Annotated in this window: 14 protein-coding genes; 6 read left to right on the top strand and 8 right to left on the bottom strand. The window is 49.2% G+C overall.

Annotated features, from left to right (window positions below; all coding sequences use genetic code 11):
* A partial coding sequence (locus tag IT415_03955; protein ID MCC7543826.1) for a hypothetical protein occupies positions 1-361 on the top strand: 361 nt, incomplete at its 5' end.
* Positions 362-402: 41 nt separating this feature from the next.
* Here IT415_03955 and IT415_03950 read toward each other — a convergent pair.
* The 7 genes from IT415_03950 to IT415_03920 form a co-directional block, all read right to left on the bottom strand.
* Positions 403-732 (bottom strand): hypothetical protein, encoded by a 330-nt coding sequence (locus IT415_03950; protein MCC7543825.1) that lies wholly within the window; start codon positions 730-732, stop codon positions 403-405.
* Positions 733-747: 15 nt separating this feature from the next.
* On the bottom strand, positions 748-1,926 hold the full coding sequence (locus IT415_03945; GenBank protein ID MCC7543824.1) for a phosphoglycerate kinase: 1,179 nt from the start codon (positions 1,924-1,926) through the stop codon (positions 748-750).
* Between the two features lie 27 nt (positions 1,927-1,953).
* Positions 1,954-2,127, bottom strand: coding sequence for a hypothetical protein (locus tag IT415_03940; protein ID MCC7543823.1), 174 nt, complete (start codon positions 2,125-2,127; stop codon positions 1,954-1,956).
* A gap of 66 nt (positions 2,128-2,193) precedes the next feature.
* A complete protein-coding gene (locus tag IT415_03935; protein MCC7543822.1) occupies positions 2,194-2,613 on the bottom strand; it encodes a response regulator in 420 nt (139 codons plus the stop codon).
* A 20-nt stretch (positions 2,614-2,633) separates the two neighbouring features.
* Positions 2,634-4,967, bottom strand: coding sequence for a hypothetical protein (locus IT415_03930; GenBank protein MCC7543821.1), 2,334 nt, complete (start codon positions 4,965-4,967; stop codon positions 2,634-2,636).
* Positions 4,968-5,053: 86 nt separating this feature from the next.
* Positions 5,054-5,647: a hypothetical protein gene (locus IT415_03925; protein ID MCC7543820.1), complete on the bottom strand. Its 594-nt coding sequence runs from the start codon at positions 5,645-5,647 to the stop codon at positions 5,054-5,056.
* A 501-nt stretch (positions 5,648-6,148) separates the two neighbouring features.
* On the bottom strand, positions 6,149-7,228 hold the full coding sequence (locus IT415_03920) for a type III PLP-dependent enzyme (protein MCC7543819.1): 1,080 nt from the start codon (positions 7,226-7,228) through the stop codon (positions 6,149-6,151).
* 110 nt (positions 7,229-7,338) lie between these two features.
* Between IT415_03920 and IT415_03915 the strand changes: the two genes are divergently transcribed.
* Positions 7,339-7,998, top strand: a complete 660-nt coding sequence (locus tag IT415_03915) for a class I SAM-dependent methyltransferase (protein ID MCC7543818.1) — start codon at positions 7,339-7,341, stop codon at positions 7,996-7,998.
* Positions 7,999-8,273: 275 nt separating this feature from the next.
* Here IT415_03915 and aspS (IT415_03910) read toward each other — a convergent pair whose 3' ends face one another.
* Entirely contained in the window at positions 8,274-9,587 is a 1,314-nt protein-coding gene (aspS, locus tag IT415_03910; GenBank protein ID MCC7543817.1) for an aspartate--tRNA(Asn) ligase, read from the bottom strand.
* Between the two features lie 150 nt (positions 9,588-9,737).
* On the opposite strand from aspS (IT415_03910), the gene IT415_03905 reads away from it, so the two are divergent.
* The 4 genes from IT415_03905 to aspS (IT415_03890) all read left to right on the top strand — a co-directional run bounded on the left by IT415_03905 (position 9,738) and on the right by aspS (IT415_03890) (position 14,072).
* The gene (locus tag IT415_03905) at positions 9,738-10,202 is read left to right on the top strand and encodes an HIT family protein (protein MCC7543816.1); all 465 of its coding nucleotides are present in this window, start codon (positions 9,738-9,740) and stop codon (positions 10,200-10,202) included.
* 83 nt (positions 10,203-10,285) lie between these two features.
* Positions 10,286-11,317: an amidohydrolase family protein gene (locus tag IT415_03900; protein MCC7543815.1), complete on the top strand. Its 1,032-nt coding sequence runs from the start codon at positions 10,286-10,288 to the stop codon at positions 11,315-11,317.
* 108 nt (positions 11,318-11,425) lie between these two features.
* Complete coding sequence (locus IT415_03895) at positions 11,426-12,754, top strand: hypothetical protein (GenBank protein ID MCC7543814.1); 1,329 nt, start codon at positions 11,426-11,428, stop codon at positions 12,752-12,754.
* A 10-nt stretch (positions 12,755-12,764) separates the two neighbouring features.
* Positions 12,765-14,072 carry an aspartate--tRNA(Asn) ligase gene (gene aspS, locus IT415_03890; protein ID MCC7543813.1) on the top strand — a complete coding sequence of 436 codons (1,308 nt, stop codon included), beginning with the start codon at positions 12,765-12,767 and terminating at the stop codon, positions 14,070-14,072.
* Positions 14,073-14,120: the final 48 nt, after the last annotated feature.

Below are 14,120 nucleotides of genomic sequence, written 5' to 3'. Positions count from 1 at the left end.
ACCAGCCTCGATAACACCAGGCAGCGGAAGTCCAGCTGGTAAACCGCCGGTTATACCCGCACCAGGTCCCTTGACCGGCAAAATCCCTTCAGCACCCATACCACCTAGCCCGGCCCCGATGCCTAGCGCGACACCGCAAGTCATCCCGCATCACTCCGAGGCCGAGCAAGCAGCCCACTTACTCCATCGCTACGAGACGAGTAATGCCCTGGCAAACTCCATACCTGATACTCCGCTTGGCGCTGTTGGCATGACGCAACATACAGTACCGTTTAATCCGTCTGCAGCTCCAGCTAAACCCGCCTTCACACCCCCACCGGCAGCCGGTAGCGCGCCAAAGCCACCAAAGTTTCGCTACTAACAAATCCCCGGCTATTCATGAGGGCTCTAAAAAACTAGGCTCTACTCTTGTGTAACTGTGTTTTTGACTTCTTGGTTGTTTTCATCGAGAATCATGATGCCATAACAATAGTGCTGATTTTTGATTGCCAAATACTGTGTGTATTCGCCTTTTACACAATTCCAACTGCGCCCATCTTTTTCAATCGATGAGCCATCGAGAACGCGCTCAAAAAACACTTCTCCTATAGCGGTATCAAACAAGCTAGTGGTTAAAAAGGCTACATACGGTGCTGCAAGTATGAGGTTCAAGATCACCGATGCGATGAGCCCAATCAGAATACCGTTGATCTTTGGAGTATAGACGTATTTTTTTGCTGTTTTCTTAGCCATAGTATAATTCCTTATTTAATCTTCGAGTGCTTTTACTGCCGGAAGCTTTTTGCCAGCTAAGAGCTCGAGCGCTGCCCCGCCCCCAGTCGAGATAAAGCCAAAGTCATTACGCATACCAATACTATCAATATACCCTGCCGTGTCTCCGCCGCCAATAACCGTCAGCGCTTTTGACTTCGTCATTCGTTTAGCGAGATCATGGCTAGCCTTCGCGAAGGCCTTCTCCTCAGTCAGCCCCAGTGTGCCATTCCAGAAGATCGTCTCCGCACTATGCAGTGCCTCAGCAATGAGCGTCGAAGTCGCGAGCCCGAGATCGAGCGCCATGTCCCCACCAGCAAGTTGCCCGACCGTCACGACACGACTCTTCGCTCCGTCATCCGGGCTGTCGGCAACCACAACATCAACTGGCAGAATCACCTCGACTTCGTGGTGTCGAGCTTCAGCGAGAAATTTCAGCGCTTCTTTGTAAGCCGACTTTTCCTGGATCGATTTGCGCATATCATGTCCAAGCGCAGCCAAGAAGGTATTCGCCATTGCACCACCAATAACGATGGTGTCTGTTTTTTTGACGAGATTATTGAGGAACGAGATCTTATCCGAGATCTTCGCCCCGCCAATCACTGCTACAAATGGCTGCTTCGGTCGCTTAAGCAAACCGCCAAGCGTATCGACCTCGCTCTCGAGCAAGAATCCAGCAGCGGATGGTAGGAGCTCGGTAATCGCCGCTACCGAGGCGTGCGCACGATGCGCGACCGCGAAGGCATCATTGACGTATACATCACCGAGGCTCGCAAGCTGTCGAGCGAAGTCGGCATCGTTCGTCTCCTCCTCTGCGTGATAGCGGAGATTCTCTAAGAGTGCCAGCGCACCTGGCTCGAGCTTTGCGACGCGATCTTGCACATCTACCCCGACACAATCGTGAATAAATACGACACCCTTATTGAGCAGTCGAGACAACTCAATCGCAACAGGTTCGAGTGAGTACTGTGGATTTGGCTCACCATCTGGCCGCCCCAGGTGGCTCATCAGGATGACGGTGGCGCCCTCTTTAAGTAAGTGTTTAACCGTCGGCAAGGCCGCTTCAATGCGCAGCGTATCGGTCACCTTTCCATCCTTCAGCGGCACATTGAAATCCACTCTACAGAGGACTCGTTTCCCCTGCACATTCAATGACTTGAGTGATTTCATTGCCAAATGTATTTCTCCTTTGTGGTTAGTTTTTTAACGCCCAATATTGACAAGCGTAACAGCCAGCGCGACGAGCAACGAAAAGATAATCGTCGAGACTCGGTAGTTTTTCATCTCGCGACGCATGATGAGATGTAGGACGTAGAGAACTAGCGCCGACACTAAATACATGACAAAAAAGACGAGTAAGAATATCTGGATTTCCATCAAGCTCATGCTTCTAGTGTACTGAAGAAGTCACCTGTGGAGCAAGCTGTTTATGCTTATTGAGAGTTACGACTGACCAAGTTTCTTTTTGATAAGCTCCAGTACGCCGCGTGGTGTCTGATCTGCCTTGATCAGATAATCACCACCGAGAGCTTTGGCGGCCTCGATGTCATTCGGATTATTAGAGTTAGTCAGAAAAATCACTTGTGTCTTTGAGAAATCATACCCTGAGTCTTTGAGTTGCTTGACTGCCTCGATACCGGTCATTTCGGGCATATTGATATCGACGAGAGCAAGCTTAGGGTGGAGTGTATTGAGCAATGTAATGACATCCTTGCCTGAAGTGCCCATTTGGATGTTGTAGCCGGCTTTTGCCAGCTTCACTTCATACATGCGCGAAATAAACGGATCATCTTCGACGACAATCACTTCAGGATGCTGGTCGGCGCCTGCCGTGCCTGGATTTGGCGTATCTGTGTCAGCCATATGTATATTATACGCTGAAACTACGCCTTCTGCTTGGAGGTAGGAGTTTTCGTAGCAGTCACTTTTTCATCGGCTACTTTATCGGTTGTGGAAATTGCTTTTGGCGAGGCATCTTTCTCAACGGACGCAGCGCCAACCACTTTCCCGCTCGCGTCCACACCCTCGCCAGCAGCTTTAATCGGTAGCCTGAAACCAAAGGTCGAGCCCTTGCCTTCTTCACTCTCGAAGATTATCTCACCGCCCTGATCGCGCACCACCTTACCTACCAGGAAGAGCCCGAGACCCGTACCATCTGGGCGCGTCTTCTGCGCATTTGGCGCGCGGTAGAATTTCTTGAAGAGCTTCGGCTGCTGCGCTTTCGGCACGCCGATACCATTGTCGACCACCCGGAAGATCACGTGTGTAGCATCGCTCTCGAGGTATACCTGTACTTTTCCGCCACCTTCGACAGTCGACGAATAGTAGATCGAGTTGTCCATCAGATTCATCAGACATTGTCGTGTCTTGCCTTCGTCGATCAAAAGCGTAGGTACTGGTGTCTTCGGCGGATTGTAGGTGATCGCCACCTGCTTCGTCTTCGCAGTCGTGTCGAGTAGCGATACTTCCTCAGGCAATACTTTATTAAGATCAACTTCTGCGCGCTCGAGGCGGAATTTACCGGACTGGATGCGCGAGACATTGAGGAGGTCATCGACCAGGCGCGTCATGCGGGTCGCAGCATCAAAGGCCTGCTTGAGGGTGTCCTTTTGTTCACCCGAGATCTTGCCGAAGTCACCATCCATCACCATGGAGGTATACCCACGCACAGCCGTGAGCGGTGTGCGAAGCTGGTGGGAAGCCATCGAGATGAACTCGTCCTTCGCCTTATCGAGTGCCTTAAGCTCGTGATTTGCATGCTTGAGCTCGTGCGTGGCTTGGTCGATCTTCTCACGCAAGGTGACGTTGAAGCGCTGGATCTCAGTATAGGCACGCGCATTCTGGATCGCGACCGCCAGCTCATCGGCGATGATGCGCAGTGTCTGGATGTCCTGATCGCTATAGATGTCACCGCTCCGCTTGTCACCAAGTAGCAAGTACCCGACCTGTGATTCACGTGTCTTGAGCACGAAGGCTGCGCGAATATGGTGCTGCTCGAGTATCTGGCGCTCATCAGACGAAGCCAGCTCATCGGTAATGACGACTGGCAAGCGAATGGTCTGCAGATCCTGAATCTGGTAATCCTGGTGCTTTTTCGCCCCATGCGTCTGATAGTAGATCGCCTTCTCGGTCTCAGAATCCTTCTCACCATCCTCACCCTTTTTACCAAGCACCACGATATTCGCATCTGCGAGTCGCATCTCATCCTCAAGGACACGGATGACTTTCGTCGTCAGCGGCTCAAGTGCGATCTCGGTTGCCAGAATGCGCCCAATGCTCGACATTAGGTGTTGCGGATCATAGCGATCGCGGTAGAAGATACGGTCGGTGATCTTTTCGAAGAAACGACGGATTGTCGGGAAGGTGAAGGCGAGAATGACAGCGAGGATGATGTTGAAGATTTGTTGCGAACGCTCGGTCGTAAGGATGTTACGCAAGAGAATGTTCTGTGCGACACCGTATGCCAGGAAGCCATACACGAAGGCGAATAATAGGACTGAAAACAGATAAGCTATCGATCTCGCAACTACTGCACGAATGTCGAAAAGACGATGCTTGAGAATTGCAAAACCAGTCGATCCAACGATTAGCAAGACCGATGTGATGCTCATTGCAACACCAAGTTGCTGCGACAAGCCAAACGGCAATAAGATAAAGTTGCCAAAGAGATTCACGATCAGCGCACTAGCAATCCCCAGATAGACGAAGCGGAGCTGTGTCCTTGATCGACTAGACCGTCGCGCTCTTCGGAAAAATGCAAGAAAAAGGGTATATACAAAGACCGACGCCGAATAGATTAGCAATACGAAGTACGTATCGCCATAAGTCGCCTCAACACCCCAGTCTCTAATTTGCACCGACTCAACCGTTGAAGGGATAAAGGAAATAGGCATAAGTGTGACGAAGATAATCATCGAAGATATCCATAATCGTTTGTTTGGTAGCCCTTCATTAGCCAGCGCATCTATCAAGGCCACAAACGAGAACCCTAGAAAAATCGATATTGCCACGGCAATTCGTATAAATATTAATGACTCTTCAGCTATCCCGATAATATCCGCAACAAACTGAGCACTCAGCCAGCCCAACATAGCTAAGCTAAAAAGCAAAAATACCCGATTAGTAAGTTTTTTTGGGTTGTTAACAAAAACAATTAAGCCCAAAACAAAAGTTAGAATAATTGTCGGAACATAATAATAGAGCTGGAGCTTCTGCATTAGTACTATCATACCTAAAAGTTCGGCTGAGCGAAAAAAAATGGGTGTAAGTCGGTTAAGACATACACCCATCTTCGAGCGATGGTCTAGCTCTCTCTTGGTGCTGCCAGGAGAGAGGGATCCACACACTCGGTAAACCATGCATACAGCTCCGGGTCTGCAGAAGCGAGCTTGCGCTCAACCTCATCGAGAACATGTGCGTATGGCGCACACTCCCATCCCTTGTAGCCGATCTCGCCGATCTGTCGACAAGCGAAGTGAACGGTATCGTTCAGAAACTGCGCGCGTTCGGGCTCCAAGATGAGTGCCATTACCTGCACGCCACGATTCCTAGCATCGGCATAAGCCGCCCTGACAAGGTCAAGGCCGACCATCAGCTTCCGATATTCTCTGAGCACTGCTTGGGTTGCCAGCTCCTCGAAGCGTCCACCCATATCCTGCCAAGAGGTCAAGTCCCAAATCTCACAGTCCTCAAGGACCGGTGGGATTAGTGGTGCTTGCTGTACCATGCGAACAGCGCCGACGCACTTTTGGCCATCGAAAGCACCAAATACTCGGCATTGCGCGTTGTACTTTTCGTAGTCATACGGAAAACCTTCGTCGAGAAAAACCGCGCGCTCGACGATCAGCGCCGCCTCACGCTCTTCCCCCTCAACGAGACGAGTCTGGATATCTGTCATCGTACTCTTTTCCGACTCACTCGGAGTCTATGTGACGACGCGCACATAGTGTACGCAATCGGGTGAACATCTTTCGAACACTGCCAACCTTTTCGGTCATCTTCTCCAGTAGGCCGCTTCCGAGTCGAAACCGGAACATTGCAGCTAGGATCAGCATGACAGCGATACTTGACGGTACGAGCCAAATCGGAAAATTTATCCCAAAAAATAGCACGTACAAATAGGGAGTGAACGTAGCAATTCGGTTATACCAAACTCCGCGACGAAACCCCTTCGAATCACCTTTGGCATGAGCGCGTACAAGAACGTACCACGAGTGCCAAACCATCGGCCATGTCACAAGGTACAGCACGATGAAGATGAGCGGATTAACCGCATGGTACTGAGCCTCCTCGAGGAGGCTTGAGTAGATATCGTGGATCAAGATTCCTCCTCTTGCTTAGGTACGGTCACGATCTTTCAATATTAAAGCATATAATTATATTTTTTTCAAGTTATTTCCTACTCAAAGTATATTTTTGGGGTTGCAAATCCATTAAATCCACTCGACAGCCCATAAGAATAAGCGCCTACATCGCTAAAAACCAATCTATCCCCCACCTCTAAGTCAGCTGGTAAATGTGCATTTTTGGTTATCGTATCAATGCTGTCACAGGTAGGACCAGCTAAAGTATAAATTCGGGATTTCTTCTCATGCCCTCCTATCGCAGATACTTTGTAGTTCGTTTCACCCTGAAAGCTCATTGCCTCAAAAAGCGCATTATACGTACCAGCATCCAGATATAGCCAGGTCTTACCATCTCGTTTCGTGATATGTATGATTGATGTGGTTAGAGTCGCGGAGCTCGCAACCAAATAACGACCAGGCTCTGCAAGGATGTGGTTGACTTTCAACTTATCAAGATAGGGCTTGATAACTTCTGCGATCTCTATGATGCTCGGAGCTTTCGTCCCCCGATAGAGCCACGGAAATCCGCCCCCCAAATTCAACGTATTAATTTCTATCTGCCTATCGCGTAATGCACTTTGAATTCGCAATATTTTCTCGAGAGCATACTTCCAGGTATTGAGCTTCAGGGACTGCGAGCCAACATGAAAACTCAGCCCTTCAAACTTCAGATTAGCAGCCGTAATCTCACGTACAAGACGAGGTACTGCCCCCTCTTCGATACCAAATTTATCCTTCAAAGAGAATACACTGCCACGTTCATATACTTTTACTCTTATGAGAACAGAGCAGCCTGGAGCATTTTCTGCAAGCTTCTGAACCTCCTCAAGCGAATCGCACGCAAAAATACTTATTCCCTTTCTATACGCATATCTGATATCTTCTGCTTTTTTGACCGGATTACTGAATATTATTTTACTTACGTCAACATCTATACTAAGTAGTTTGGCAAGCTCAGCCTTAGATGCGATCTCGAAGCCACTGCCCAAATCACTCAACGTTGCTGCAATATCGATTAACGGGCTTGATTTCAAGGCATATCTAACGCTCACCCCTGGAAGCGCAGAGGTAAATGCCTTGTAATTATGTGCAATTTTCGCTGATTCAAATGTAAAATATGGCGTCGGCTTCATGATTTCTTCATAATCATACTATAGGTATAGGCATGAGAAATATAGTATAGTGTCAGAAGCAAGATATAAGCTTTGACATAATAAATCTTACGTGTTATAATATATTCATTATGGATACTGTAGAAAGCCGAAAAAGCATTGGGTTCCTTGAGGACCGCAGCGACTGGAATAGAGCCCCAGCCGTTTTTGATGAACACACTCTAAAAATATCAGGTCATCCAGTCATGGAGGACTGGGAGGACGGTTACATGCGCAGACTTGCCCACATCGCTACCATGCGTGGCGGCCGTGTTCTCGAACTTGGTTTTGGCATGGGTATTTCTGCAGGCTATATTCAGGAGGCAAAAAACCTCAAAGAACATATTATTATCGAATGTCACCCCGACGTGATCAAAAACGGCATGGATATGTATCGTGAGCAGATTGCAAACCGTAAAATGCATATTCTTTCCGGATTCTGGGAGGATATTACGCCACTACTTAAAGATGGGAGTTTTGATGGCATTCTCTTTGATACCTACCCACTGAGCGAAGAGGAAATTCATGGCAACCACTTCTGGTTTTTCGAGGAAGCGTATCGCCTACTTAAGAAGGGTGGCGTCTTGACCTACTACTCTGACGAGGCAACAGGCTTTAGTCAGAAACATCTCTTGCGCTTAAAGGCAGCTGGATTCCACGATATTACATACGAAACTGTTGAAGTTGACCCTCCAGCCGACTGCGAATACTGGCAAGACAAGACGATCATCGCCCCAATAGTCGCAAAATAGAGCTCAACGTAAGATCCAGTCTGCGCAATGGTAGTTGCAGCCCGCCATCTCGTCGCTTGGCTGTAAGTAAAAATCAACTAGCTCAGAGAATTAACCCGAGCTAGTTTACACCAGCCACCTGCATGAAGCGAATATAGGCATGCTTTGCTCGATCGGTGATCCCGGGGTTATTCTCTTCGAGCTCATCCTGATATCTCGCGACATCCTCAACACTGTTAGCTATGTCGATATGCGAGCTTGATCCTGCTTTCAGGCTGTATAATAACTTTTTACAATTATGGAGTCAGTCGACGTGGTCCACGATAGACATACGTCACTTCGCGCACATTTGTCAAATTGAGCATCTTCAAGAGTAGTCGACTAGGGCTAAGGCCAAGACCACCATGTGGAGGGCAGCCATACTTAAAGAAATCTAGATAAAACTTTAGTGGCTCAAGTGTCAGCCCTTTTGCTTTCGCCTGAGCAACGAGCTGATCATAGCGGTGTTCACGCTGTGCACCTGTTGTGATCTCAATGCCATTCCAGAGTAAGTCAAAGCTCTTCGTAAGCGTCTGATCGTCCTCCTTGCGCATATGATAGAAGGGACGAGCAGTAACTGGGTATTCGGTAACAAACACAAATTCATGACCGTGTTTTTTCATAATAATTTCAGAAAGCTTACGTTCCTCTTCCGGACTCAAGTCGTCCTCGCGCTCAGTTTCGAGCTTGAATGGCGCCAAGAGCTCTTTAGCTTCCTTCATGGTAACCTGCGGAAAAGGCAGTTCAGGCACAACGACTTTACGACCAAAATGCGCCTCGATTGCCTCACCATGCTTATCCTTTACAGCTTGGATCATCGCTCGCAGCCACTTCTCTTCCTCGGCCATAACGTCTTGGTGGGATTCGATAAACGAAAGCTCCATGTCGTAGCCAGTAAATTCGGTGTCGTGACGGCTCGTAAATGAAGGGTTTGCACGAAATACTGGGCCAACTTCGAACACGCGTTCAAATCCTGATGCCATGGCCATCTGTTTGTACATCTGAGGCGACTGTGCGAGATAAGCTGTGCGATCAAAATATTTTACCTCAAATAGCTCTGCAGCTCCTTCGCTCGGAATACTCATCATCTTCGGTGAATGGATCTCGAGATAATCATTCTCAGTCCAATACGTGCGGCCTGCCTGCTCCATCGTGGTCCAGACTTCGAAGATAAGTTTGTGTGCCGGGCGTCGCAAATCAATCCAGCGCCAGTCAAGGCGTTTTTGCTGATCAGCTTCATTTGTCGCCTTCTCGTCAATCGGGATAGGAAGGTTTGGATCAGCAGCCGAGAGAATTTCTATGGAGTCGACGAGAATCTCTACTCCATCAGGAGCTTGCTCTGACAACTGCACGTCACCAATAATTGTTACAACCGATTCATCCGTCAGCGTCTTCACTGGCTCAAAAGCATTCGATTTCTTCAGTACAACTCCCTGAAACACCCCAGCAGAGTTACGGATAAGTAAGAATGCAATGCTACCCTGGTTGCGTACAGTTTGCACCCAGCCACTGATTGTGGCCTTTTTGCCTTGAATTTCCTTAAGCTCAATAATGGTAAGATGTTTTTTCATGAAAATTTCTATCTACTTAAAATGATTACCGTATTATAGCTGTTCCGCCAAGGAGTAGCAACCTGTTGACTATGCATCGTTCATCTAGGTCATATTATATGAATTTGTGCAGTGTATACTTAATATTAACTACTAAGAGGAGTGCCGTGGATGTCAATTAATCTAGAGCAGTGCCCATTTTGTCAAATAGCCCAAAATCAAGCTCACTCTTATACGATCTGGGAGGATGAAAACTATCAGGCCTTCCTATCTATTTATCCGAACACTGCAGGCACCACTATCGTAATCCCAAAAGAGCACCTCTCAAGCGACGTATTGTCACTCACTACCGATGAGATTGGCTCTTTCATGGTCGCGATCAAAGCCGTTTCCGAGATACTCAAAGAAAAACTTAATGACGTAGGAAGGGTCGGGCTTATCTTTGATGGCTTTGGCGTCAATCATGCTCACGCTAAACTCTACCCAATGCACGGTACAAAGATGTCGTCTTGGAAACCTATACGCTCACACCTCGATACTTACTTCACGCAATATGTTGGCTATATCTCATCACATGATTATCACGGGGTGAGCGATGACACTCTAGCAAAGATACATCAGCAACTCACAAATTAATTGCGTATTTTTTAGTATTATGATTTTATTATATCAAGTATCGTACTAGACGATATTGTACCCACACCTGAAAAAGGACTCTCATGGACATTCCAGTAGAGCAATATTTCGATCAAGCATTAGCATTTTCAGACGAAGAAGTCAAGCTTGCGTTAGATCTAATGGCCTGGCTGCCAGACACGATTATCGATGCACATGCACATTGCAACGCAGAAGAGCACCTAGAAAACCTCCCGGCAGCTATTCTGCAGCACATGATGTCGACTTTCCCTTGGCATGACTTGCAGCATTCAGCGCAAATGAAAGCACGATTCTTCCCAGGGAAAAGGGTCATGTCACTTCGCTTTGCCCATGCATCAAAAGGTATTGATCACCGTGCGGCAAATGCCTATCTAATCAGCCAGTCTCCGCCAGGGGATCGAGTTGCACTCTATGGCATTCCGGACGACGCCGCCTACACGATTGCGCAACTCAATTCAATGCGGTTTGCAGCGCTCAAGATGTATTACATGTATTGGATCCCGCCCGCAACGCGAATCTACGAATACTTCCCACCAGAAGTACTCGAGGTCACGCAGGAACTCGGAATTCCAATCATTCTCCATCTGCCAAAAATGATCACGGTTTGCTTCGAGCAGCTCGCACAGCTTGTCAGAGATTTCCCCGAGCAACGCATTGTGCTTGCCCATCTGGGCCTGCCACACCTCCCAGTGCCTGGACTCCTCGAGGCATATAGGGCAGCAGCACAATATGAACACGTACATATGGATACGGCGATGATCCCATCATCCGAAGTGGTTTCGATGGCCTTACAGGCATTCGGATCAGCAAGAATCATGTACGGCTCCGATGAGCCACTAAATCTAGTACGCGCCGTCGCGTACACTCACCCCGTAAAGGGTCAGCGACTTGCTGCTCGCGGATACCACTGGGTAGACCCTGATGAAGAGCGAGATTTTGGCTATTTGGCAGATGAGGCCACTCACATGCATTGGCAAGCCATCGGAGCATTGAGAGAAGGTATTGCTGCAACGTATGCCTCTCCTACCGACCAAGAGAGCATTAAGAATAAGGTGTTTTACGAAAATGCCAGAGAGCTGTATAAGTTTATTTAAGATCATTGCCAGTGCATAACGCACTGGCAATTTATTTTGTAACATTATTGTAATTTTTTCAATTAAGTGTTATAGTTTATTCACTCGTACCTTTACAAGGGGGCTAGTGTGAAAACACAGTTCATCAATGATCTCAAGGCATCTGGCGCCGCAGGCGTCAGCGATTCAGTCGAGCTATTTGGCTGGGTTGCAAATAAGCGCGTCCATAGGGACGTTGTATTCATCGATATCGCCGATTCAACAGGCTTCATGCAAATTGTAGTCCTAGCGGGTGACGCTGATCGCAATCTGTACAATATCGCTTCAAAACTCTCTGTCGAGTCTTGTGTGAAAGCAGTGGGAACACTGACAATCAATCAGCGCACTCAAGATATTGAGCTCAAGGTCGAAGACCTCGAGCTCATCAATGAGGCCGCTTCACTGCCAACCCCTGCACCGCGAGCCGACTTTGACATCTTCGATCCGCAGTTTACTCACCTCCTGATGAGCAAACGTCATATCTACATGCGAAACCCGAAGGTCATGGCGCTCATGCGATTCCGATCACTTGTGATGGACGTCGCGCGCCGGTGGTTTGCACAGAATGGCTTTCTCGAGTTTGATGCTCCGATTCTTGTCCCTGCACCACTCTACGACGACCGCACCGCGATCGATCTTGAGGTGCATGGTGAACCCGCGTTTCTCTCACAATGTGCTGGATTCTACCTCGAGGCTGCCTCACAGGCATTCGAACGTGTCTTCAACATGGCACCAAGCTTCCGGGGCGAAGAGTCACGTAGCAAGCGGCACCTCTCAGAGTATTGGCACATCAAGGCCGAGCTCGCCTGGGGTAATCGTGAAGACATCATGGCACTCGTCGAGGATTTCATTGCCTTCATGAACCGCCACCTCAATGAGGAAGGTGCCGAATTCATGACCACACTCGGCGTTACGCCGCGCGAAGATGGCATGAATATTCCATTCGCACGAATCAGCTATGAAGACGCAATCAACTACCTGGCCGATAATGGCTTCGATATCGAGTTCGGACAAGGGCTTGGCACCAATGAAGAAGAGGCTCTCGCAAGACTCTTTGACGGTCCGTTCTGGATCGTTGGCATCCCAAGAGTTGTAGAGCCATTCCCCTACGTGATTGACCCAGATGACAACCGCCTCACGATGGTTGCGGATCTGATCGCCAGCGATGGGTATGGGGAGCTTCTCGGCATCGCAGAGAAAATCTTCGACCCCGCAATGTTGCATGAGCGAATGACCGAAAAAAACAAGCATGATGACCCACGCTACGAGTTCGTTCGTGAGGTACATGACGCTGGGTGTTCGCCACACATCGCATTCGGGATGGGGCTTGAGCGGTCAATCCGCTGGTTCCTCTCAATTCCACATGTAAGAGACACGATCCCATTTCCTCGCGTCGCCGGTCGACGCTTCTATCCCTGAAAGGAAAAGCATGATCGAGAAACGCTCGATTCAAGAGGTAACACAAGATCGTGACGGCGAAGCCGTCACAGTTACGGGCTTCGTCGAGGTCATCCGCGACCAGAAGCGAATGCAATTCGTCATTCTTCGCGACTCAACCGGACGTGTGCAGCTCGTCAACGACCGAGAGGCTCGACCGGAGGTCGCAGAAGTAATTTCTCAGCTGACTGCTGGCTCAGCAGTAGAAGCTCGGGGGCGTATCGCCGCCAACCCTTCCGCAAGGCTGGGTGGCGTGGAAATTCTCCTCTCCGAGCTGATCGTTCATGGTTTGGCCGAATCGCCACTGCCAATCGACGATCGATCTTCTGAAGAGCTGCAGCTTGACTGGCGGGCCTTGTCGCTACGCACTCCACGATGGCAGCTCATCATGAGGGTGCAGACTGCCGTAGAACGTGCGATGCGTGAATTCTGGCACAACCAGGGATTCATCGAGATTCATTCACCCAAGCTCATGGGCACGGCGAGTGAGTCTGGCAGTGAATTGTTCACACTGCCGTACTTCGGAAAGAGTGCTTCACTGGCTCAGTCACCTCAGTTCTACAAGCAACTTGCCATGGCTGCAGGTATCGACCGAGTATTTGAGATTGGTCCAGTCTTCAGGGCGAACCCTTCCTTCACAAGCCGCCATGACACCGAGTTTACCTCAGTAGATATGGAAATGGCTTGGATCGACTCGCCCGAAGACGTCATGGCCATGGAAGAGCTCTGGCTCCAATGGGTCATTCAGCGTGTCGCGGAAGAACTCAAAGACGAGATTCACACCGAATTCGGTGTCGAGCTGATCGTTCCGACTGTTCCGTTCCCGCGCATCACTCTCGCCGAGGCACAAGAGATCGCCAAAGCAAGTGGGCATATCCCGTTCAAGTCTGACGATCTCGACCCTGAGAGCGAACGAGCTCTTAGTCGCCATGTCATGTCTGAGTTCGGACATGAGTTCGTCTTTGTGACGGAGTGGCCGTCATCTGCACGACCGTTCTATCACATGCGGGAAGCGGATGCCCCCGGGATGACCCGAAGTTTTGACCTTCTCTGGAAGGGCCTCGAGATCACTACGGGTGCGCAGCGTGAGCATCGACTCGAACAGCTGCGAGCCCAGGCACTTGAAAAGGGGCTCGATGAAGAGCCCTTGAGAAACTATCTGGATTCGTTCCGATACGGCTGCCCTCCCCACGGAGGCTGCGGAATCGGTCTCACACGAATCTTGATGATTCTTCTAGGCTTGAAGTCAGTTCGCGAAGTGACGTTCGTCTATCGCGGACCGAACCGACTCACGCCGTAAAAACATGTGGCCCAGGATATATAATCCTGGGCCACTTCTTATTAAATG

It is taken from the genome of bacterium, from assembly GCA_020854115.1.
Classification (GTDB): Bacteria; Patescibacteriota; Saccharimonadia; order CAILAD01.
The sequence above is the reverse complement of the archived record's forward strand: the minus strand, read 5'-3'. Positions and strand labels throughout refer to the sequence as shown.